Consider the following 22,736-nt stretch of genomic DNA (forward strand, 5'->3'; position numbering starts at 1 on the left):
GATCGGCGGCGGCGGCAGCCTGGGGTCGGTCGCGCCGCGCGAAGGTGAGGGGGCTGCCTCCGGGTGGCTCCCCTCAAGGGCCGCGGAGGTCTCCGCCAGCGGATGGTCAGTCCCTTCACCTCGACGACGCTGTGTGCTCACCTGGTGCCGGCGCGGCATCCGTGCCCCGCCTGTGGACAACCCCCTCTCGTCGCGGGCGCTTCGCTAGCCTGGAGAACGACCGACGCCGAGGGGGGACCATGACGGAAGTCGCGGGAGGGCACGGGGGCAGTCACGGGAGGGCGTGGCCGTCGCAGCCCGAACTACTGACCGATACATCGCGGTGCCCATGGTGCTTCGCGCCGATCACGGCGTCGCCCTGTGCGACGTGCGGACTCGATCTCAGCGATCCGCGGACCTTTGACGTCCTCTCGTTGTCGCAGAACATCGCCGGTCTCGTCCACGCGCGCGACGAGGCGCTGCGGCTGATTCGTGAGGATGCCGCGGCGCGGGCACGCGCGGCCGTTCCCGAGCCCACGACATCGGCAGTCCCATCTGCAGGGCCGGTTCCGGCTGCTGCCGAGACGCCCGTTCCTCCCGCTTCGGTCCCGGTCTCCGGCCCAGCGGCTCCGATCTCTCCCCCCGGCGCACTCGAGCCCGCAGAGGAGCAGGGCACGTCGGTGCCGGTTCCCGACGCCGCGCCGGTCGAGCCCGCCGCGGGCTCCGGGCCTGCGCTGCCGGTGGCCGCTCAGGCGGCGGCACCCCCGACGTTCACGGCGCCCCCGGGGTTCGCCCCTCCGGGCGAGCTGCATCCGTCCCCGGACGCCGGGGCCGTCCCGCCTGCGGGCGGTCCGAGCGAGGTCGCTCCGAGCGGGCCGGCCTTCCCTCCGCCGAAACCCGACGAGCCGGCGAAACCGCGCCGCTCGGGCGTGCAGGTCTTCCTCCTCTCGGTCGGCGTCGTCCTGCTCGCCGTGGCCGCGGCGTTCTTTCTCACGGTGGCCTGGGTCAGCGGCGGTCTCGTCCTGCGCTCGATCATCGTGGGGGCTCTGACCGCGGGTGTGATCGTCACGGCATCCGTTCTTCGCCGTCGGCGACTGACCGCGACGGCCGAAGGGATCGCGCTCCTCGGGATCGCCCTCGTCGCCCTCGACGTGTGGGCCGTGCGCGCCAACGACCTCGCCGGCGCGTCCGGGGCGGATGCGCGCGTCTACTGGGGGTGGGCGGCGGTTCTCGCCGGCATCGCGTTCGTCGTCTGGGCGCGCCTCGCAGGCCTCCGCGCTCCGCTGTCCGCGGGCGTCGCGTCGCTGGCGGTGGGTCCGCCTCTCGTCGTGGCCGGTCTGCTCTCCCGCGACATCACGCTCGGGTGGTACGCCGCCGGACTGACGGTCCTCGTCCTCACCCTCGCCGCTCCGCTCGTGCGGCGGCTGGCCCGGGCCGACATCGGATCCGTCGCGATCGAAACCACGGCCCTTCGGGCGTTCGCGGGGATCGGCGCGATCCTCGCCCTGATCTCCGCGCTCGTCCTCGACCCCGAGAGTGCGTGGACGCCGTTCGCCGCGAGCGTCCCGCTCGCCGTGCTGCTCGCCGTGCACGCGGGCGCGTTCCTCCGCACCGGTGCGGCTCCGGTCGCGACCGTGGCGGCGCCGTTCGCGGTGCTCGCTCTCGGGTCCGGCGTCACCGCCACGGTCGTCCGTCTCGCGGATGCCACGGTCACCGTCACCGTTCCCCTCCTCGTCGCGGTGGTCGTCGCGCTCGCCCTCGAGGCCGTCGCGGCACGGCTGGGGGCTGGGGCTGCCCGAACGGCCCTGCTCGCCGGCGCCCTCACCGCTGCCGCGGGCGCCGCCCTGGCCGCGGTCGCCCCCGTCCTCTGGGCGCTCGCGGCGCTGGGTGCTCCGCTGCGTCGCCTGCTCCCGCTGTTCGGCGAATCCGCGTTCGTCGTGAACGACGTGGATGCCACGAGCACGGCCGCGGTCATCTCGCTCGTCGCCGCGGTGGTGCTGGCCGCTCTCGTGTGGCGTCTCACCGGCCGCGGCGCGAGCCGCCGTGTCGTCGTGTGGTGGGTCGCCGCGGGCGTTCTGCTCCTGGTCGGTCCGCAATGGCGCGTGGGTCTCGCGATCGTCCTCTGGTACATCGCGCTGGCGATCACCGGCGTGGTGCTTCTGCGGCGACGACGGGGCGATGTCGCGGTGTCCGCCGTGGCGGGGAGCCTCGCACTCCTGACCGGTTGGGTCCTGTCGTTCTCGTCGCCGCTGGCGTGGACCGTCGCGACGCTCGGGTTCCTCGTCGTGCTCTGGATGCTGGCATCCGTCACCCCGGCGGTACGCGTGCCCTCGACCGGGGTGTTCGTCGCTTTCGCGGCAGGCAGCGCGTGGCTCGCCCCCGCCGCCGTGCTCGAGGGGCTCGGTCTCGAGGTCCTCGGTCTCGGGCCGCTCGAAGCCGTCGGGTCTGTCGCGTCGATCTGCCTGCTGCTCGCCCTGGCGCCCTGGAGTGGTCCGCTCGCGCCTCCGCGTGGATGGGACGCCGGGCAGCGCGAGGCGGCTGCCTCCGTGGGACTCGCGATCGTCTTCCTGTCGGCGGCGGTCTTCGCGGTGTTCGGCAACACCGATCGCGCCGCGTCGACGTGGTGGACCGGGATCGGGGTCGTGGCCACCGCGGCCGCCGCGTGGATCGTCCTCGGCCGTGCGTGCCGCGCCTGGGTGGCCCTGCGGCCCGGGGCGGCGGTCGTGTGGCCGCTGCTCGCGACGATGGCGGCTCTTGCGATCATCCGCCCGCTCGAGCCGGTCGAGCTGGTGGCGAGCGTCGCGGTCGCGTCCGTCGGCCTCCTCGCGGCCGCCGTCGCGCTGGTCGCCCTGCGCGGTGACGTCCGCACGCGGATCCTCACCGACGCCGGAACCGCCGCGGTCGCGCTCCTGTCGGTGACGGCGTTCGCCCCTCGCGCGGGTTTCTGGCTCCCGCTCCTGATCGTCGCGATCACCGCCCTGATCTGGTCCGTCGACGCGGACGGACTCTTCGTCTCTCGGGGTGTGCGGCGCCATCTCGTGTGGCTCGCGGTCGCGCTCGCGACGGGCGCGCTCTGGCTGCTGCTCTCGTCCGAAGGAGTCGAGACCGTCGAGGCGTACACGCTCCCGCTCGCGGGTGCTCTCGTGCTGCTGGCCGCCGCGAATGAGCGTGCGCGTCGCCGCGTCGGCGGGCGCTCGGTCGCCCCGCCCGCCGTGATCGCCTTCGCCGGGACAGCGCTGGCGCTAGTCCCCTCGGCGGTGACGGATGCCGAAGACACCGTTCGCGTGGTCGTCGCCGGTGTGTTGGGTGCGGTGATCCTCGTCGCCGGTTCCTGGGTTCGCCCGCCGCGGACGCCCGACGTGCTCCCGCTCGCGGTCGCCGCCGCGGGCGCGCTGTCGTTGCTTCTCGTGGGGGGTGCGCAGCTTCTCCACGCGGCGGAGCGCGGTGCATCCGGGGGCCCTCTCCTCGACGCGTTCGTGCTCGTGGTCGCCGCGGCCCTGACTGCCGCGGCCGTGGGCTGCGGGCGTCGTTCGGAGCCCTGGACGCTACCCCTCGGTCGAGGGGCGGTCATCGCGGCAGCGGTCGTTCTCGCGATCGGCGAGACGGTGCTCGTCGGCGTCGATGGCGGCCCGATCGTGCGAGCTGTTCTGGCGGTCCTCGTGCTCGGTGCTGCCGGCGCCGCGGTCCTGCGGGTCCGGCACGCGCTGGCGGGAATCCCGGTGGCATCCGTCCTCCTCGGTGGCGCGGCGCTCGTCGCCGTGACCGGCCTCGGCGCGGGCATCCGCCCGGTCGAGGGGATGACGCTTCCCCTCGCGGCCGTCCTCGTCGCGGCCGCAGCGGCGCTGCGCGCTCGGCCTCTCTCTCCGGCGGCCACGGGTCTCGTGAGCCTCGGGCTCGGCGTGGCGCTCCTCCCCTCGGCAGCCCTCGTCGCTGATGAGCTCCCGCGGGCGATCTCGGTCCTCGCCGCCGCTGTCGTTCTTCTGCTCGTGGCGGCGCTCGTGACGCGCGACGTGCTGCGTCCGCTGGTCCTGCCGACGCTCGGTGTGGCGGCTCTGGCTCTCGTCGTCGCGGGCGGCGTGCGCGGGGTCGTCGACCTCGACCGGCCCGCCTTCGACGCGTGGATGCTCGCGGTGGCGGTCCCCCTCGTGGTGGTCGCGGTTCTTCTGCAGCGTCGGGGCGACGCCGTCCCGGCGTTCGCTTCTCCGTCGGCCGCGCTGACGGCGCTGGGATTCGCGGGGGTCCTCTCCGCGCTGCGGCTCGCCGCGGTCGGCGACGAAAGCCTTCGCGCAGCGGTGACGATCGTCGCGATCCTCGCCGTCGCGGTTCTCTGGAACGGCGTGCATCGCGCGCTCGTGTTCTGGGCCGGTGTGGGTGTCGCGGCTGCGCTGGGAACGGTCGCTCTCGCCACAGGATCCGCCGATCCGGTCGAGCTCGTGACGGCGCCGATCGCGGCCGTGCTCGTGTGGCACGGCATCCGCTCTCTCCGCGCTCGACCCGAGCTCCACAGCTGGCCTGCCCTCGGCGTAGGACTGGCGCTGCTGCTCGTCCCGTCTCTGCTGTTCGACTTCGTCGGCGACAACGTGCTCTGGCGCGTGATCGGGCTCGGCGTGGTCGCCCTCGCCGTGCTGTTGGTCGGTGCGCGCTTCAGGTTGCAGGCCCCGGTGCTGCTCGGCGGTGTCGTGCTGATCGTGCACGCCGTCGCCCAGCTCTGGCCCTGGATCGCGTCGATCTACGAGAGCGTGTCGGGCCTGTGGTGGCTCTGGCTCGGGATCGCGGGTGTGCTCCTCATCATCGTCGCGGCCACATACGAGCGCCGCATCCGCGAGGTGAAGGCCGCGGCCCTCGCGATTCGCGCGCTGCGCTGAGGTGGCGGTGCGGCGCTGCGCTGAGGAGGCGCGGCGGCGCTGCGCTGAGGTGGCGCGGCCGCTCAGCGCCGAGGCGGCGGACCAGATTCGGAGATGAGCAGCAGATTCGGATCGATGCACCGGGCAGGTCCGAATCTGACGCTCATCTCCGATTCTGCGCGTGTCGGAGGCCCACTGACGGTAACCGAAAACTCGAAGGAGCGTCCTCGCGTTGCCCGTCAGCCCTCGTAGCCCATCGGCATGTCGATGACCTCGAAGATCGCGGGCGCGTACCATCGTTCGCGCCCGCCCCTGCCGTGCGTTCCTAGGGAGCGGAGCCAGCCTCGCTTCTCAGCGTTCTTGATGAGCAGGCGTGTTCCTTGGTTGGTCATCTGGAGCTCGTCTTCGACTGACTTGACCGTAACGAACGGGTTCCGAACGATGATGTCGACGAGCCGCGGCAGGTTCGAACGCTCCTTGATGGCTTCCGAGTGATATCGCTCGCGAATGGAAATCAGCCTGCGGGAGCGGTCGACGGCGTCGTCAGCTTGTGCGCGAACGGCCTCGAGGAAGAACGTGAGCCATCCCTCGATGTCGGCTTTCTCACGCACGGCCTGAAGCCGCTCGTAGTACTCCTCCCGGTGGGTTTCGAAGTAGTTCGAGAGGTATAGCAGCGGCAGGGGAAGGCGCTTGCGTTCCATGAGAAGGAGGTTGATGAGCAGCCGCCCGATTCGGCCGTTGCCGTCGAGGAACGGGTGGATCGTCTCGAACTGGTAGTGCATGAGCCCGGCCTGCACGAGCGCCGGCAGGGCGCGACCGTCGTCGTTGACGAACCGCTCCCAATCCGCGAGGAGGTCGCCCAGGTGTTGGGGGAGCGGCGGTACGAATGTTGCGGACGTCGGCGTAGCGCCAGCGCGGCCCACCCAGACGGGGGAGCGTCGGAACTCCCCAGGCGATTTCTCCTCGCCCCGCACCCCAGTCAAGAGGGTTTCGTGGACCTGAAGGATCAGTCTCTGGGTGATCGGCAACGTTGCTGCCAACGTGTAGGCCTGATGCGTCGCCTGAAGATAGCGGTGGACTTCGGCGGTGTCGTCGTTGCGCGCGTCGGTGTCGATCTCTGCTTGGAACACCTCGGATAGCGATGCTTGGGTGCCCTCTATTCGAGAGCTCGCGAGCGCCTCACGCCGAAGGTACGGGCCGATGAGCAGGCTCGGGTCGGTGATGAGCATGCCCAGTCCCTGCAGATGTCCGAGAGCCGCGTCCGCTTCGGAGAGTGCGGCGACGACCACGCTCGACAGGTTCAATTGGCGCGGGATGGGCCTGGGGAGGTAATAGACGAACGCATCCTTCTTGCCGGGCTCGCGCGTGGCGTATCCGAATGCGGAGTCGACAGATCGGGTTGCATCCATGCATCCACGCTACAACTAACTGGGCGTTTCAGTTGGAGCGTCATGGCGCGGTTGTAACTCGAGTTGGAGCGTGAGCCTGACGCTCCAAGTGACTTGAACGTCGGTTGGAGCGTCGGTCCTCCTCCGCGCGACGCGGTCGTTTCTCGCGTCGACCAGTTTGGAAGAAACGACGAGGCCAACTCCCGTGCGCGCAGAGGTGGGCCGCATGTCTCGCCTCCGCCGCCATCATCCGCCGGCGCCGAGGACTACGGCGCGCGGTTGGCTCTTCTGCGTCGCGTCAGCGGCGGATCCTCGGCGTCCGTCCCGGCAGGACGGGGACCGGATGCCGTGCCCTCGGCGCGCCGACCCGCGTCGGCCCGCGACTTCACCGCGGTGTCGCCGACGATCGCCTCGTCGCCGAGGTCGGCGGTGTCGCCGCCCACCGCCGCATCGTCAGCCCGCGCGGCGTCACCGCCCGCTGCCGCGTCATGAACGTCTGCTGTCTCGCAGCCCGCCGCCGCGCCGCCCGTCACCGTTGAGCCACCCGCCGCCGCCCCAGCCCCCGCGCCCGCCGCCGCCCCTGCCGTCGCATCCGCGCCCGCGCCCGCGGCCGCATCTGCCGTCCCACCCGCCGCGACACCCGCGCTCGCACCCGCCGCCGCCCCTTCCCCGGCGACGAAGTTCGCCACCTGCACCAGCGTCGGCCGCTCGCCGCGCCGCGCGAGGCGGCCGCGGCCGGCGATCATGGGCTCCGCGTAGAGCTTCGGCAGGATCGCGCCCTCGGAGCGGTCGCCCGACATGATCAGAGCCGTGCCTCCGGTGTCGCGGATGCCCTGCAGCGCCGCATCGAACATCGCGCGCGCGGCGCCGGCCACCGGCCGGCTGACCACGACGTTCAGGCGCAGATCGCGAGCCGAGGCGAGGTATGGCAGCAGGGGGCGCAGGGGCTCGGTGCCGCCGGCGGAGAGGATGTCGAAGTCGTCGGCGATCACGAGGATCCGCGGGCCCGAGTCGCGGTCGCTCTGGCGCTTCTCGAGCTCGACGGCGATCGACTCGGCGAGCAGGCGCGCCTGTCGTCCCGACGACGCGTGTCCGCCGAGGTACGCGTCCGGCACCTCCGACACCAGCTCCCCGCGCGCGTCCATGAGCGCAACGACGAGCTCTTCCGGGGTGTGCCGGTCGATCGTGCCGCGCACGATCCCGCGGAGGGCGGTGGTCTTGCCGCAGTGGCTGTCGCCCAGCACGAGCAGGTGCGGGTCGCGCGTGACGACATCGAGGAGCACGGGCTGCATCGTGTCTTGGCGGAGCCCCAGGGGCACGGCATCCGGTTCGTCGATCGCATCGGGCAGCTCGGCCGGGGACAGTTCTTCGGGCAGCAGGCGGATCGGCGCCGCCCCCTGACCGCCCCAGCGCGCCGCACTCTCTCGCGCGAGCTGTTCGAGCGCCTCGCCGGTGTCGCCGTCGTCGACCTCTTCGAGCAGGGGGAGGGCGATCTGCGCGAACAGCTTGTCGTCGGTGAGCACGCGGCCCGGCTGGTCGGCCTTGAGGGTCGTCGAGAGCTTGCGCGCGATCTGCGAGTCGGCGGGATCGTTGAGCTTCAGTTCCAGGCGCGTGCCGATGAGGCCCTGCAGGTTCATACGGAGCTCGTTCCACCGCGAGAGGGCGACGACGACATGGATGCCGAAGCTTCCGCCCCTCTCCAGGAGCTGCGCGAGCGGCGCCTCGAGGTCGTCGAAGTCTTGGCGCAGCGCCCCGAGCCCGTCGACGAGCAGAACGACGTCGGCGCTCGGCAGCTCGGGCAGACGCCCTTGCGCGTGCTGGCGGCGCATGTCGGCGAGAGAGTCGAGACCGTAGTCGCGGAAGACGCGCTCGCGCGTCGCGAGCATCGCGGTGAGCTCCTCGAGCAGTCGCGTGAGGCGCTCGCGGTGCCCGCGCGTGGCGACACCGCCGACGTGCGGGAACGGCTCGATGCGGGCGAGGCCGCCGCCGGTGAGGTCCATGCCGTAGATGCTGACCTGGCGCGGCGAGTGCGTGAACGACAGCGACGCCGCGAGGGTGCGCAGGAACATCGAGCGTCCCGACTGAGGTGCTCCGGTGATCGACACGTGTCCGCCCGAACGGGTGAGGTCGAGCATCCAGGGCGACTGCGTCTGCGTGGAGGGGTTGTCGAGGAGGCCCATCGGGGCACGGAGCGTCCCGGCGCCGTCGGCCTGCGGCAGCACACCGCCGAGTGTGAGCACGGGCGGCAGCGGCGGGAGCCAGACCGGCCGCGTGCGGGTGACGCCGCGGGCGAGACGCTGGGTCGCCGCTTGCACGAGCGTGCGGCCGGTGGTCGGGGTCTCGGGCTCGGCGCTGTCGAACTCTTCGGCCTCGACCTCGTGCGCGGGGAGGTCGTAGGCGGGAAGCGGCAGGACCGGCGGGGCATCGTCGTGCCGTGGTCCGGCCTCGACGGGGTCGGGAACCGGTCCCGAGACGTAACCGGCGCGGAAGCGGGTGTAGACCGAGGTGTCGACCTTCAGGTAGCCGAAACCGGGGATGGCGGGGAGGTGGAAGGCATCCGGGGTGTCGAGCACGACGGCCGACTCGGCCTCCGAGAAGGTGCGCAAACCGATGCGGTACGAGAGGTACGTGTCGAGGCCGCGGAGGCGTCCGCCCTCGATGCGCTGGCTCGACAGCAGCAGGTGCACGCCGATCGATCGACCGATGCGCCCGATCGTCAGCAGCAGCTCGACGAAGTCGGGTTCGGCCGTGAGCAGCTCGCCGAACTCGTCGATGACGAGGAAGAGGTGCGGCAGCGCCGGCAGGTCGGGCCGTTCCCGGCGCATCTGTCGGTAGTGGCCGATGGATGCCGCGTTCCCGGCATCCTTCAACAGGCGCTGCCGACGCACGACCTCGCCCTGGATGCTCGACCGAGCGCGCTCGGTCAGCTGCGGGTCGTCGGCGAGGTTGTCGATGATGCCCGCGACGTGCGGGAGCCGCGAGAACGGCGCGAACGCCGCGCCCCCCTTGTAGTCGACGAGGATCATGCTGAGGTCGTCGGGCGAGTGGGTCAGGGCGAGCCCGAGGATGAGCGTGCGCAGCAGTTCGCTCTTTCCCGAGCCGGTCGCGCCGATGCAGATCCCGTGCGGACCCATCCCGAGCTGCGCCGACTCCTTGAGGTCGAGCAGCACCGGGCCGCCCCGGTCGTCGACGCCGATGGGCACGCGAAGGAACTCCGCGGCGCTGCGCACCCGCCACGAGGCCTTCACGTCGATGGCATCCACCTCGTCCACGCCCAGAAGCTGCGTGACGTCGGGGGCGAGAGAGGTGCCGGCGTCTTCGGCGGAGGTGCGGGTGAGGCGGAGCCCCGCGAGCGGGCGCGCGATCACCTCGAGCGCCTCGCTCGAAACGGGGTCGATCCGGATGCCGGTGGCCGGGGCCTCACCCGAACCCGGGGTCTCGATCGTGGCGATGCCTTCCGCGACGGTCACGCGCACACCGACGGTGGGCGGTTCCTTCAGCCTGTCGTCCACCACGTGGACGACGGTGATGCCGAGGTCGGCCAGACTCAGCGCTGCGTCCAGACGGGGCATGGTGCTCGCCGAGCCGTCGCCCTCGTCGATGACGACGATCAGGCGGCCCGGCTTCGTGCGACGCCCCGCGCGCCGGGAGGCGGCGGCGGTCGCGACGCGGTCGCGGAGTTCGGCGCTCAGGAGTGAGAGGAGGTCGTCGAGACGGGGAGCGAGGCGCCGCGCGGCGACGGCTCCGGTCGGAGCAGCGTCCGACGACAGGTGGGGGACGAGGTCGAGTCCGCGCCAATCGTCCAGCCGGTGCGGCGCGACGACGGCCGCGATGTGCACGTCATCGGGCGAATGGAACGCGGCGATCTGGGCCACGAGGGTGCGCGCGACGGGCAGGGTGTCGGTTCGGTCGCCGACGATCGACACGTGTCCTCCGCCCTCCAGGTCGACGGTGGCGGGCATCCCCTGGGCGACCCCCGCGAGGCGGACCATCCGTTCCGCCGACTCGCGCATGACCGGGTCGAAGGGCTGCACCGGGTTCTGTTCGGCGGGCAGGGCCACCTCGACAGCCCGGAGGTCGCCCGTTCCGATTCGCACGCGCAGGAAGTCGGCGTCGCCGGGGCGTCGTTCCCAGCGCCGCGCCGGATCCGCTCCGATCTCGACGAGAGTGCCGGGGGCGGGGTTGAGGGCCAAGGCCGCGTCGCGTTGGCGGTCGGCCCGTTCCCGCACCGTCTCGCGCGTCTCCTCGAGGTAGTCGAGATAGCGCTCGCGCTGCACACGCCGCTGGCGCGCGGCGTTGCCCCGCTGCGTGAAGGCCAGGCCCAGACCGCCGACGAGCGCGACGACGAGGATGACGGCACCGACCACGACCATGAGCGGGTTGTTGCGCAGCAGCACGATCATGGTGATCGACGACAGACTCCCGACGATCGGCAGGAGAGACTGCAGCGGGAAGCCGGTCGGCCCTTCGCCGACCGGCGGGGGCGGCGCGAGCACGACGTCGTCGGCGGGCACCACGGGCTCGCTGATCCGCGCCGGGCGGTGCACGATCCGGACGTTCACGCGGCCGCCCCCTCGGCGCGCACCAGGGCAGCGGCCAGTCGCACGAGGGCGCGGTGTGTCAGCGAGCGGCGTGCGGCGCCACCCGCTCGCAGGCCCGGGTCGAACGGTACGGCGATCACGGGATGCGGCGTTCCTGTGGCGACGGCGCGGGCCACGGCGTCGCCCTCGCGGGCGTGGTTGACGAGCGCCAGCACGACTGTCGGCGCCTCCGGGAGGCCGGCGATCGCGGTCACCACGGACCGCGCGTGCTCGACCGGCGACCGACGTCCGTCGCTGACGAGGCACACGACGTCGCACAGCGCGGCGCACGCGGCGAGGTCGACGAGCGGATGCCGAACCCCGAAGTCCGTGATCGCGACGTCGAAGAAGCGGGTGATGGGGGCGGCCTCACCGAGCCAGGTGCCGACCGCGTCCGTGCTGTCGCGCGGGCGCAGCGCGACCACCCCGTCGGCGACCTCGAGTCCGGACAACGCCTCGGCGGTGGTGCGCGCTCCCGCGCGCGTCTCATCGGGACCGACGGGCGCGGCGCCGAGGCGTGCGCCGAGTCCGTCGTCACCGGACGAGACGTCCACCGCGAGCACGGGGGCGCTCCGCCGCGCGGCGACGGCCCGCGTGAGCTGGTGGGCGACCGTGCTCGTCCCGGCCCCGGGCGACAGGGACAGCACCCCGATGCGACGCGTGGTCGACAGACTGCCGCGGATCGCGGCATCCCAGGCGGTCAGTTCGATACGCCCGTTGGCGCCGCTGCCGAACACGGCGGCGGCGACGGCGCGGGCGTCGAGCACGGTCACGGCCGACCGCCGAACATCGCCAGCAGATCGGCGTACACGCCGAGGGCTCCGACGAGCAGGGGGAGCAGGGAGAGGACCGCGAGCGACTCGATGATGTTGCCCACTCCGCGGAGGCGTGCGCGGACGTGCGCGCGGGGGCGGACGAGCACCGCTGCCGCGATGATCGCGGCTCCCCCGACGGCCACGACGGTGCCGATCCACGCTCGATCCCCGGACAGCAGCACCAGAAGTATTGCCGCCGCGATGGCGCCGCCCGCCGCCCACAGGAGCCAGCCGTGCGAGCGGAGGGGGAAGGCGCGCGTGCGCAGCGCGGCGACGAGGAACAGGGCGAGCGCGAGCAGCTCGGTCCAGATCGTGCCGGAGAGGGCGAGGACCACGCCCGTCACGCCGATGATCGACGCGGTGGCCGCCACGCTCCACGTGAGCGCCGCGTAGGCCTCGTCGATCGCCGCGAAGGTGCGGCGGCGGCTGGGCGGCGATCCCTCGGCGGCGCGCTGATCGAGGTCGGTGAGGCCGGCTGCTCCCAGCGCGATCCAGGGCAGCGGGCCCGTCGCGAAGGCCGCCACGACGCCCGTGATCGCTGCTGCCGAGACCACGTCGACCCGCGCGAGCACCAGACCGAGGAGCAGCGAGGCAAGGACGGCGCCCACGGCGCCTCCGGCAGCCGCTCCCCGTCGACGATGAGCGACTCCCACGGCCAGTACGACGGCGGTCGAGCCGACCGCGATCGCCGCGGCGATTCCGGCGACGAGGGTGGCGGTGGCCGGGTATCCAGCGCCCGCGATCGCGGCGGAGGTCGCGGTGCCCACCGGTAGAACGAGTCCCGCGGCAGCCGCCGCCACGCACACCGACAGTCGGCGGAGACCGCCGAGACCGAGCGCGATCGTCACCCCGAGCAGGAACAGCGCGGCCCCGAGCAGGCTGAACGCGCCGACGGCCGGCGCGCTCCAGGGCGCCGTCCATCCGGCCAGGGCGAAGGCCACCGCGATCCCGACGGAGCCCGCGATCGCGCGTGAGCGGCCGTCCCACCGGTCGGGCCGCGCGTCGTGCGCGTCGGCGGCGGCGTCGGTGACGTCGATCACGACGGGAGGCGGGGGCGCGGCATCCAGTCGCACGAGGCGCACGAGCGAGCCGTCGACGAGGTCGAGCTGCTGCGGGGTCAGGGCGATATCGATCTGCTCACCGTCCGGCGCGACGACCGCGAGCGGTCGCGCCACGGTTCCCGCGGTCTCGCCGAGCAGGTCGATGAGGCGCGGGAGAGCCGCGCCGAGAGGCTCGGTGCGGGGGACGACGACCTCGACACGGCGCTGCGCGCCCGCCACGGTCACGCGGGTGTAGATGCTCACGGGGTCTGGGCTCCGGTCGGGGTGGGGACGGTCGACGGGGTCTGCACGGTCGACGAGGTCTCCGCTCGCTCGCTCAGCAGCTGAGAGACGAACGACACCCCAACGCATGCGGCGCACGCGACGGCGGCGATGACGATCGTGCCCATCAGGCGCTTCGCGTGATCGTTGACGGTGCGGCGCTCGCCGATGTGGCCGTAGAGCAGGGCCGACCCCAGACGCATGCGCTGGATCTTCGCCTGCTCGATGAGCACCGCGTCGCGTTGGTCGGGCATCAGCGGCCTGCCTCTCGGATGGTCAACACGCGATCGCCGATCTCCAGCGTCACGTTCCCGGGCACGGGCGTGCGCTGGTGCGCGAGGAGCGGCGTCGATGCTCCGGCGCCGCGTACGAGCGTGCCGTTGGTCGAACCGAGGTCGGTGACCCACACCTGCCGACCGTCCCACTCGAGGCGCACGTGCGACTTCGACAGCGTGCGGGACATGTCGGCCCACCGGTACACCTGCGCGGGGGCATCGGGCGGAGCGAGCGGATCGCGGCCGAGCACGAGCGCCGCATCGAGCGAGAGGCGTTCGCCCGAATCGAGAGCGAGGGTGGGAACCATCCCGCGTCGCGGACGGACGGATGCCGGGGCCCCACCGCCGTCGTCGGGGAACGCGAACGCGGCGATGGCGGGGGCGAACGGGTCGCGGCCGCGCCGCAGGTCGTACGCCCCGAGCGCCCCGCTGACGAGCGCGAGGAGGGTGCCGGGTCCGGCCGCAGCTCCGGTCGACCGACGGACGAAACGGACGTCGACGGTCGTCGCGCCCAGCGTGCGCCCGGTACGGCCGAGCAGCCACACAGTCGCGGCGATCAGGACGAGCGCGACGGCGACGAGGACATTGCCCACGGCGGGCAGACCGGCGATCGCGACGGCGATGCCCGCGGCCAAGACGGCGAGGGGCATTACGACGTCGAGCGCCACCGCGCCGATGAGCTGCCCCGCGTGCGCCCGCTGCGTGAACACGAGCGGGTCGACGTCGGCGAGGCGCAGCGCCTCGTTCGTGGTCATGCCGCCTCCCTGGACACCGACCAATACCTTCTTCATGCGTCTTTCCCGGCCCCGCGGGCTTGATCACGCGGGAAGTCTTCCCCTGAGGGGCGTCTTTTCTACATCTCGGGAGCGCGATCCGTGGCGCATCTCGCCCCGTTTTACGGACGGGTCCGGGAACCCCCGTGAAACGGCGGCGGCGTCGGACGCGAACGCCCGACGCCGTTCTGTCGCGTGTCAGCCGATCGACTCGACGGCGGCGCGAGCCTTGCCCAGAGCCGTCTGTGCGGCCTCATCGTTGCGCTCGAGGGACGAGCGCAGGGTCTGGATGATGCCACGCACCTCGGCGGCGGCGTTCTTCCAGCGCACCTCCTTGCCGTGGTAGTCCTCGGACACCCCGTCGGCGGCGTAGTCGGCCATCGCCGCCTGCACGTCGCGGTCGCGCTGATCGATCAGCGACTCGAGCTGGGCCGCGATGCGGTTGAAGTTGTCTTGAGCGTTCTGCGAGGCGGCGACCGAGTAGTCGCGACGATCTGCCTGGTTCACCATGCGGGCGTCTCCTTCTCTCAGCGTGCGCCGAAGCGCGCGGCGTCGAACGACGAACCGGACTCGAGGCTCGTGGTCTCGTCGACCATGGCCGCCTCGCCCTCCTGGAACGAGCGGTCCATGCCCGTGATGCCGGTGAGCACCCCGTCGAGGGAGAGTTTGAGCTCGGCCGAGATCTCGTCGGTGCGGGACTTGAAGCGATCGAAGGCCGCGCGACCGGCGCCCTGGAACTGTCCTTCGAGAGGCTCTGCGGCCTCGAAGAGCTGGCGGACGAGCAGTGAGAGCTCGTCGCTCGAGCCCGATGTTGCCTTGCTCAGCACGCCCAGCGTGCTGGAACCCATTGCGAACTTCACGAGAGACCACCCTTCGGGTCGTGAATCGGGGATGACGAACGAGTCGACATTAATCAGGTCGGCACGGCCGAGGAAGCCGATGTGGATGACTCTCCCCAAACCCTCATCTTGGGGAGGAGGAGTCAGGAAGCGTTCTCGCGCGCTGCTGCTTTGGCCGCGCGCTTGAACTCGCGCACCTTGGTCAACGACTCCGGGCTCGTGATGTCGGCGACGGAACGGAACGACCCGTCCTCGCCGTACGGAGCGGCGGCGTCGCGCCACCCCGCGCCCGTGAAGCCGCGTTGTTTGCCCAGGAGCGCGAGGAAGATCTTGGCCTTCTGCTCGCCGAATCCCGGCAGCGCCTTCAGGCGCTTCAACACCGTCGCGCCGTCGGGGTCGTCGCGTGTCCAGATCGCCGCGGCGTCCCCTTCCCAGTCCTGCTCGATCGCGGCGCACAGCGCCTGGACGCGCTTCGCCATCGACCCCGGGAAGCGGTGCACCGCGGGAGACTGCGCGAAAGCAGCCGCGAAGGTGTCGGGGTTCTCATGCGCGATGGCCGCGGCATCCATCGATCCGGTGCGCTCCTGGATCTTGAGCGGTCCGGCGAAGGCGGTCTCCATCGCGACCTGCTGGTCGAGGAGCATCCCGATCAGCAGCGCGAGGGGATTGCTCGAGAGCAGGTCGTCGGCGGCGGGGTCGTCGGTGATGTGCAGGCTCATGCGTCCATTCTCGCGCGGACCCGCCCGGCTCACTCGGGCTCGGCGATCCACTTCCGCGCGAAAGGCACGGCATCCATCGTGTCCAGGTCGGCCGTGACCTCGGTGAGCTGTTTCTCGAAGTGCTCGACGTCTCCCGGCGGAAGCCGCTTCACGAGCGAGCCGTCCGCCCGTCGGATCACGACCTCGCTCACCGACGGCGCATCGGTCCCGGCGTCGAAGAGCCCCATGACCACCGTCGCGGCCCAGCGCAGGCCGTTGCCGGAGCGCTTCTCCCCGGCGACGCGGTACACCTCGGATGCGGGAGTGCTCATGGCATTCATCCTGCCCGACGGGGTGTCTGCTTCGTCGCCGACTTTCGTGCCAGCCGGAGGATCTGGGACGACCGGAGGATGGATGCCGGGGGCCGGTCCTCCGCTTGTCCCAGATCCTCCGCCGGTCACGCCCCCGCAGCCCGCCACGGGAGGAGTTTCGGCGGCGGGAGGGCGGATGCCGCGGCGGCGGCCCTCCGCTCCCGGAACCTCCTCCGCCGGCTCGCGGAACATGCCGCAGCCCGGTGCCGGTGCCAGCCGGAGGACTGGGGACGAAGGGAGGACGGATGCCGGGGCTCGGTCCTCCGCTCGTCCCAGGTCCTCCGCCGGTCACGGCGTGGCCCGGCCACTCGGCGGAACGCGTCAGCCCGCGTCGGCCACCGGACGCTCGGCGGAGGCCGCGGAGTCGGCGACCTCGATGCCGAACAGGGCCGACAGGGCGTCGATGTACTCGTCGGCGCGCCCGGTCTCGGCGAGCTCGTGCGCGCGCGTCGTCGGGGTGTGCAGCAGAACACCGACGAGGTGACGAAGAGCCTGCTCGGTCTGGCCACCCTCGTCGCCGCGGGCACGGACGCGCGCGACCTCGGCGTCGAGAACCCCGAAGACGTGCGCGCGCAGGGCGACGACGGCGGGGGTGATGTTTTTACGCTCTCCCACCGACACGAAGCGGCGTGCGGCGTCGCGGACCAGGTCGCGCGCGGCATCCGTCGCCTGCAGCTCTTCGAGCGGGGCGTGCAGGCGGATGGTCTCGAGGTCGAGCAGGTCGACGCCGGGCACCGTGGCGACGTCGGGGTCGACGTTGCGGGGCAGACCGAGATCGATCACCAGACGGCGACCGGAGTGGTCGACCGGGCAGCCCGTCGCGGCGGGAGCGGCCGCTTCGACCGCGGTGCGGCCCGCGGCGAAGGTCGCGGCGCTGACGACGTGGTGCTCGCTCGTCGTGCACGTGATCACGAGGTCGGCGTGTGCGACGGCCATGGGGAACGTCTCGGCCGACACGGCGTGCAGGCCGTGCTTCGCGGCGAACTTCGCGGCACGGCCCGAGGGGGAGTGCACCGAGATGTTCTCGGCGCCCTGGTCGCGGAGCGCGGCGACGGTCGCTGCGGCGTAGGCGCCGGTGCCGACCAGCAGCACGCGCTGCGTCGACCAGTCGGCGATGCGGCTGCTCGCGAGCTCGAGACCGAGGCGCACGAGCGAGCGCCCGGCGCGGCCGATCGCGGTGGAGTTCTTCACGCCGCGCTGAGCCTCGGATGCCCGCTGGAAGAGCCGCTCGAGCTCGGCCGACGTGGTGCCCTGTTCGCGCGACTCGGTCAGCGCGCGGCGTACTTGGCCGGCGATCTCGCCCTCGCCGACGACGACGGATTCGAGTCCGGATGCCACGGCGAACAGGTGCTCCGCGACCTCGCTGCCGCCGAGAACGGTGTACGAGCCCTCGAGCTCGCGAGCCGGGACGCCCGTGGCGCTCTCGATCGCGGCGAGGGTTGCTTCGACGCCGAGCGCGACACCCGCGGTGACCGGCTCGTCCATGTCGACGTACGCCTCGAAGCGATTGCAGGTCGCGACGACGACCGCTCCCTGCACGCACTCGCCGCCGTGCTCGGTGATCAGGGGTGCAACGGGGCTGCTGGGTACGCTGAGTCGCTCGAGGAGCTCGAAGGACGCGGTCTTGTGACTCGCGCTGACGCACAGCAGCACCCGATCATTCTACGCCCGGGGTGCGAGGGGTGTTCCGGACGGCCGCTCGACGTCGAGGCATCCCCTCTTCGCGCGTACGCCCGATGGGAGAATGGATGCCATGGCCACCCCCGATGCCCCCCTTCTGCGCGCCCTCCGCGGCGACCGTCCCGAACGGCAGCCCGTCTGGTTCATGCGGCAGGCGGGGCGCTCGCTCCCCGAGTACCGCGAGCTGCGCGTCGGGACCCGCATGCTCGACGCGTGCCTCACCCCGCACCTCGCGGCCGAGATCACGCTGCAGCCGATCCGGCGCCACGACGTGGATGCCGCCATCTTCTTCAGTGACATCGTCGTGCCGCTTCGCCTGGCCGGTGTCGACGTCGTGATCGAGCCCGGTCGCGGCCCGGTGTTCGCCGACCCCGTGCGCACGGCCGACGACGTCGCGCGCATCACGGCGATCGACCCGGACGACGTGGCAGCAGCCGCGGAGCCGGTGCGCGAGGCAGCCCGGCTCGTGACCGCCGAGCTTGACGACGCCGTGCCCCTGATCGGCTTCGCCGGGGCGCCGTTCACTCTCGCGGCCTATCTCGTCGAGGGCGGCCCCTCGAAGGAGCACCTGCGGGCGCGCGGCATGATGCACGCCGACCCCGCGTCGTGGCACCGTCTCGCGGGGTGGCTCGCGAAAGTCTCGCGCGCGTTCCTCGACGCGCAGATCGACGGCGGTGCGCAGGCGGTACAGCTGTTCGACTCGTGGGCCGGGTCGCTGTCGCCCGCGACCTTCCGCGAGTTCATCGCTCCGCACTCGCGAGAGGCGCTCGAGGGCATCGAGGTTCCGCGCATCCACTTCGGTGTGGGCACCGGGGCGTTCCTCGACGACATGCGCCTGGGCGGCCTCGCCGACGCGGTCGGTGTGGACTGGCGGATGCCGCTCGACGAGGCCGCGGCCCTCGTCGGCCCCGACGTGACGCTCCAGGGCAACCTCGACCCGGCGCTGCTCGGAGCCCCGTGGCCCGTCCTCGAAGCCCACGTCGACGACGTGCTCGCGAGGGGACGCGCAGCTCGCGCGCACATCCTCAACCTGGGTCACGGCGTCCCGCCCGACACCGATCCCGACGTGCTGACCCGGATCGTCGCGCATGCGCACGGCGAGCTCGCGCACGACGAGCTCGAGCTCGGGGCGAACGCATGAGCGACCCGCTCGCGCGCCTCGCGCGGCAGGCGTCCGAGACGCACGTCGTCGTGGCCGGGGGCGGGATCGCGGGCCTCGTCGCGGCGTGGGAGTGCGCGAAGGTCGGGCTGCGCGTCACCGTCCTCGAGGCCTCGGAGGCCTTCGGCGGTGTCATCCGCTCCGCGGAGGTCGGGGGCCTCACCCTCGACGTCGGGGCCGAGAGCTTCGCGACGCGCGGCGGCGTGGTCCGCGCCCTCCTGGACGAGCTCGGTCTCGCCGACGCCGTGGTCTCGCCGAACCCGGCCGGAGCGTGGGTCGCGGGCGTGCCGGGGGTCGGGGCGGCTCCCCTGCCGAAGGGCGGGGTGCTCGGCATCCCGGACAATCCCTTCGCTCCCGACGTCCGCCGCATCATCGGGTGGAGCGGAACCTGGCGCGCCTACCTCGATCGCCTGCGGCCGCCGCTGACGATCGGGCATCAGCGCAGCCTCGGCACGCTCGTCCGCACCCGGATGGGCGCGCGTGTGCTCGACCGCCTCGTCGCGCCGGTCACGAGCGGGGTGTACTCCGCGCGGCCCGACGACATCGACGTCGATCTCGCCGCGCCCGGACTGAACGCCGCCCTCACCCGCACGGGCTCGCTGTCGGGCGCCGTCGCAGAGATGCGTCTCAGCCGTGCCGACGCCAAGCCCGCCGATGCTCCGGCCTCCGACGTTCCCGTCGCGGAAAGCCGCAAAGCGCCCGCTCCCGGCGGGGCCGTGCAGGGCATCGCCGGGGGGATGTCGCGCCTCGTCGACGCGCTCGTCGCCCAGCTGGTCGAGCTCGGCGTCGAGCTGCGCACGGAGGCGTCGGTCAATGCCTTCGAGCCGAACGGCACCGGGTGGCGCGTCGTGATCTCCGGGGACACCGACCCCCTCGACGCCGAAGCCGTCATCGTGGCGCTCCCCGAGGGGCCCGCCCGCGCGCTCCTCGCGCCCGTCGTGCCCGCGCTCGAGGTGGGCGACCCCGTCGCCCCGGTGGTCGAGGTCGTCACCCTCGTGCTCGACGCGCCCGTGCTCGACGCCGCTCCTCGCGGGACCGGCGTGCTCACCGTGCCCGGGAGCCACGTGGCGAAAGCCCTCACGCATTCGACGGTGAAGTGGGACTGGGTTCGGGATGCCACCGCCCCCGGCATCCATGTCGTCCGGGTGTCGTTCGGAGCCCAGGGCGAAGAGCCCGCGACCGCCGACCTCGACGACGACGCCGCGGCGCACCTCGCGCTCTCGGAGGCGGCGGCGATGTTCGGCGTCGAGCTGCCGGCATCCACCCTCCGCGCCGCGCGGCGCGTGCGCTACGTGCAGTCGCAACCCGCGGCCACCATCGGTCGCGCGGCCGAGACCGCCGCGGCCCGCGGCGCAGTGCATGCGGTGACGGGCCTCGGGGTGACCGGGGCCTGGGTCGCGGGGACGGGGCTCGCCCAGGTCATCCCCGACGCGCGCGCCGAGGCGGACCGGGTCCGCAGCGCCGCCCTGTGGCATCACTGACCGGCACTCTCCTCGCGGAGATGTCGCGGTCTGTCAAGGGCGGATGCCGGAATCGGAATACGTGACTATCGTGAGAGTCGACCAGCACTCGATCGAGCGTGAGGAGACCCCATGAGGGGCAAAGCAGCACTCGTCGTCGGACTCGTGGCGGGCTACGTGCTCGGTGCACGCGCGGGACGCGAGCGGTACGAGCAGATCAAGGCGCAGGCCGAGAAGGTCTGGGAACAGCCTGTCGTCCAGGGGCAGGTCGAGAAGGTCAAGGCCTTCGGCGTCTCGGCCCTGAAGTCCGTGCCCGGCGTGGTCTGGAAGGGCGCGAAGTCGGTCACCGGCGCCGCCGCCCAGTCCGGCACGGCCCAGGAGCGCGCGGAGCGCGCCGCGAAGGCGGCCAAGCAGTCGGCATCCGAGGTGGCCGATGTGGTCGAAGACTCGGTCGACGACGCGAAGCAGGCCGAGAAGACCGCGACCACGCGCGCTCGTGCGGCCAAGAGCGGCTCCACCTCGTCCGGGAGCTGAGGCATGACCACTCCTCGCGGGTTCCGCGATCGCTCCGACGACAGCCTGTTCGCGCTGATCGGCGACATCCCCGAGCTCGTCCGCAACCTCGTCATCGCCGAGATCAACGGGGCGAAGGCGTGGGCGCAGCGCACGGCGAAAGACGCCGGGATCGGCGCCGGCTGGTTCGTCGGCGCGTTGATCGTGGTGTTCTGGGCCGTCCCCGTGTTCTTCGCGTTCGTGATCGCTCTGCTGTCGCTCTGGCTGCAGGTGTGGGCCGCGGCGCTCATCGTGTTCGGCGTGATGATCGTCATCACCGCGGTGCTCGCGCTGCTCGGATGGCTGCGGTTCAAGAAGCTCTCGAACCGCGAGAACCCGGGCGAGGCGATCGCCGAAGACGTCCGCATCGTGAAGGAGGCCGGCAGTGAGTATTGAGCGTCCCGTCCCCGTCCCCCGCACCGCGGTGCCGCTTGGCATCACCGACCCGGTGCAGTCCGCGCGCGCGGAGCTGAAGGCGGCGCTCGCCGCCCTCGAAGAGAAGGCGAACATCCCGCGTCGCGCGAGCGAGGCGGTCGATCAGAAGATCCGCGACGTGCGCGAGAGCGCTCAGCGCAACCCGGGCGCGGCCGCAGCGGTCGTCGCCGGTGTCGCGAGCCTCGTCGGGTTCGCGGTCTGGGGCATCGTCCGCGCGTACACGCGCTGAGTTTCCCCGAAGCGGCCCGTTCCTCTGTCGGGGGCGGGCCGCTTCGTCGTGCGGTTCCGGGCGGGCGTTCCGGATACCGCGGGCGTGCCGTCGTGCGGAGTCCGGGGGCGACGCGCCGCTGGCGGCCCGAGGGTGTCGGCGTGTCGGGTACGAACTCCGCCTGATGGTCCGCGGTGGGAGGCCCGGGGCGTCGATGGTTCCGGATGCCGAGCGCGTACCGTCGTGCGGAGTCCGGCGGCGACATGCCGCTTGCGGCCCGAGGGTGTCGGCGTGTCGGCCACGAACTCCGCCTGACGGTCCGCGGTGGGAGGCCCGGGGCGTCGACGGTTCCGGATGCCGGGCGCGTGCCGTCGTGCGGAGTCCGGCGGCGACATGCCGCTTGCGGCCCGAGGGTGTCGGCGTGTCGGCCACGAACTCCGCCTGACGGTCCGCGGCACCGCCCGCCGGCTGATCCGCCTACGGTTCGTTGACGAACAACCCGTCGAGCAGGTCTTGGAAGTACTCCGGCGTCACCGCAATCGGGCCGGCGTAGGCGTGGTCGAACCCGGCTATCGCGTAGAGCAGGAGCGCGACGAACAGCGCCAGCATCCCCGACATCAGGAGGTGGATCCGCAGGTTCCGCACCTCGATGAGTCCGAGCAGCACCGCGTTCAGCAGCGCGCCGACCGCCAGCACGATCCACAGCACGCCGGGGAGGGCGAGGTGCGTCAGCGCGATGCGGTCGCGGCGGTCGTGCACGAGCTGCCGGAACTGCTCGAGCGCCTCCTGCACGTACACGACCTCGACCGCCGACGTCGGCTGCACGGCGTCGATGGCCTTCTGCATGCCGGTGATGTTGGCATCCGACTCCGACGGCAACTGGAGGCGCCGCTGTTCGGGCCAGTCTTCGTCGATCACGGCGCGCGTGTACTGCACGATCTGGTCCTGCAGTTCGTCCTGCTGCGGCTCGGGGAGCAGGGTCGCCGTGCGATAGAGCGACGCGAGCGACGACGACTCCTCGAGCACGATCCCGTCGACCTCGGTGAAGTTTCCGTAGGCCGCCGCGGCGATGAGCGCGAGCGTGACTCCGTAGAACACGCCGTAGGCGCCGACCGCGTAGCTGAGGACGCGGTCCCACTCCTCACCCTGCGGCGCGACCCGGAAGACCCACCTTCGCAGGACCAGCAGGATGCCGCACGAGATGCCGACGACGAAGATGATGAACAGCGGCAGCCCCACGGCCATGGGGAAGTCATAGAGCCACATGGGGCACCCTTTCGGCGGGCGTCCCCCGACGCCGTCGGGGCACAGTACCAATCGCTGGCCCGCCCGCGCATCTCGATGCGCGAAAAGGCTCG

18 protein-coding genes are annotated in these 22,736 nt (G+C 72.3%); 6 read left to right on the top strand and 12 right to left on the bottom strand.

Features of this window, described 5'->3' with window-relative positions:
* Window positions 1–413 precede the first annotated feature (413 nt).
* Entirely contained in the window at window positions 414–4,844 is a 4,431-nt protein-coding gene (locus QE388_RS07535; RefSeq protein WP_307384487.1) for an SCO7613 C-terminal domain-containing membrane protein, read from the top strand.
* A gap of 218 nt (window positions 4,845–5,062) precedes the next feature.
* Here the strand turns inward: QE388_RS07535 and QE388_RS07540 are convergent, their stop codons facing one another.
* From QE388_RS07540 to QE388_RS07590, 11 genes are all read right to left on the bottom strand, one after another.
* Window positions 5,063–6,232, bottom strand: coding sequence for a Fic family protein (locus QE388_RS07540; protein ID WP_307384489.1), 1,170 nt, complete (start codon window positions 6,230–6,232; stop codon window positions 5,063–5,065).
* Window positions 6,233–6,477: 245 nt separating this feature from the next.
* The gene (gene eccCa / locus QE388_RS07545; protein WP_307384493.1) at window positions 6,478–10,773 is read right to left on the bottom strand and encodes a type VII secretion protein EccCa; all 4,296 of its coding nucleotides are present in this window, start codon (window positions 10,771–10,773) and stop codon (window positions 6,478–6,480) included.
* Window positions 10,770–11,564, bottom strand: coding sequence for a hypothetical protein (locus QE388_RS07550; protein WP_307384495.1), 795 nt, complete (start codon window positions 11,562–11,564; stop codon window positions 10,770–10,772). Before QE388_RS07550 ends, eccCa begins: the two co-directional genes overlap by 4 nt.
* Window positions 11,561–12,910: an EsaB/YukD family protein gene (locus QE388_RS07555; protein WP_275800841.1), complete on the bottom strand. Its 1,350-nt coding sequence runs from the start codon at window positions 12,908–12,910 to the stop codon at window positions 11,561–11,563. Before QE388_RS07555 ends, QE388_RS07550 begins: the two co-directional genes overlap by 4 nt.
* Complete coding sequence (locus tag QE388_RS07560; RefSeq protein WP_275800842.1) at window positions 12,907–13,182, bottom strand: hypothetical protein; 276 nt, start codon at window positions 13,180–13,182, stop codon at window positions 12,907–12,909. The genes QE388_RS07555 and QE388_RS07560 overlap by 4 nt, the downstream gene beginning before the upstream one ends.
* Window positions 13,182–13,958 carry an FHA domain-containing protein gene (locus QE388_RS07565; RefSeq protein ID WP_307384498.1) on the bottom strand — a complete coding sequence of 259 codons (777 nt, stop codon included), beginning with the start codon at window positions 13,956–13,958 and terminating at the stop codon, window positions 13,182–13,184. The genes QE388_RS07560 and QE388_RS07565 overlap by 1 nt, the downstream gene beginning before the upstream one ends.
* A 216-nt stretch (window positions 13,959–14,174) precedes the next feature.
* Window positions 14,175–14,486 carry a pore-forming ESAT-6 family protein gene (locus QE388_RS07570; RefSeq protein ID WP_058614903.1) on the bottom strand — a complete coding sequence of 104 codons (312 nt, stop codon included), beginning with the start codon at window positions 14,484–14,486 and terminating at the stop codon, window positions 14,175–14,177.
* Between the two features lie 17 nt (window positions 14,487–14,503).
* Window positions 14,504–14,935, bottom strand: coding sequence for a hypothetical protein (locus tag QE388_RS07575; RefSeq protein WP_307384501.1), 432 nt, complete (start codon window positions 14,933–14,935; stop codon window positions 14,504–14,506).
* Between the two features lie 23 nt (window positions 14,936–14,958).
* The gene (locus QE388_RS07580) at window positions 14,959–15,534 is read right to left on the bottom strand and encodes an HhH-GPD-type base excision DNA repair protein (RefSeq protein WP_275796111.1); all 576 of its coding nucleotides are present in this window, start codon (window positions 15,532–15,534) and stop codon (window positions 14,959–14,961) included.
* Window positions 15,535–15,563: 29 nt separating this feature from the next.
* A complete protein-coding gene (locus tag QE388_RS07585; RefSeq protein ID WP_275796109.1) occupies window positions 15,564–15,845 on the bottom strand; it encodes a hypothetical protein in 282 nt (93 codons plus the stop codon).
* Window positions 15,846–16,205: 360 nt separating this feature from the next.
* Complete coding sequence (locus QE388_RS07590; protein WP_307384505.1) at window positions 16,206–17,537, bottom strand: glutamyl-tRNA reductase; 1,332 nt, start codon at window positions 17,535–17,537, stop codon at window positions 16,206–16,208.
* 100 nt (window positions 17,538–17,637) lie between these two features.
* On the opposite strand from QE388_RS07590, the gene hemE reads away from it, so the two are divergent.
* From hemE to QE388_RS07615, 5 genes are all read left to right on the top strand, one after another.
* The gene (hemE, locus tag QE388_RS07595; RefSeq protein ID WP_307384506.1) at window positions 17,638–18,705 is read left to right on the top strand and encodes a uroporphyrinogen decarboxylase; all 1,068 of its coding nucleotides are present in this window, start codon (window positions 17,638–17,640) and stop codon (window positions 18,703–18,705) included.
* Window positions 18,702–20,204: a protoporphyrinogen oxidase gene (hemG, locus tag QE388_RS07600; RefSeq protein ID WP_307384508.1), complete on the top strand. Its 1,503-nt coding sequence runs from the start codon at window positions 18,702–18,704 to the stop codon at window positions 20,202–20,204. The genes hemE and hemG overlap by 4 nt, the downstream gene beginning before the upstream one ends.
* A gap of 111 nt (window positions 20,205–20,315) precedes the next feature.
* Entirely contained in the window at window positions 20,316–20,717 is a 402-nt protein-coding gene (locus tag QE388_RS07605) for a hypothetical protein (RefSeq protein WP_058596533.1), read from the top strand.
* 3 nt (window positions 20,718–20,720) lie between these two features.
* Entirely contained in the window at window positions 20,721–21,131 is a 411-nt protein-coding gene (locus QE388_RS07610; protein ID WP_307384511.1) for a phage holin family protein, read from the top strand.
* Entirely contained in the window at window positions 21,121–21,399 is a 279-nt protein-coding gene (locus QE388_RS07615) for a hypothetical protein (protein ID WP_081319221.1), read from the top strand. The genes QE388_RS07610 and QE388_RS07615 overlap by 11 nt, the downstream gene beginning before the upstream one ends.
* 456 nt (window positions 21,400–21,855) lie before the next feature.
* Here the strand turns inward: QE388_RS07615 and QE388_RS07620 are convergent, their stop codons facing one another.
* On the bottom strand, window positions 21,856–22,644 hold the full coding sequence (locus QE388_RS07620; protein WP_275796478.1) for a DUF4239 domain-containing protein: 789 nt from the start codon (window positions 22,642–22,644) through the stop codon (window positions 21,856–21,858).
* Window positions 22,645–22,736: the final 92 nt, after the last annotated feature.

It is taken from the genome of Microbacterium sp. SORGH_AS_0969, from assembly GCF_030818255.1.
Classification (GTDB): Bacteria; Actinomycetota; Actinomycetes; order Actinomycetales; family Microbacteriaceae; genus Microbacterium.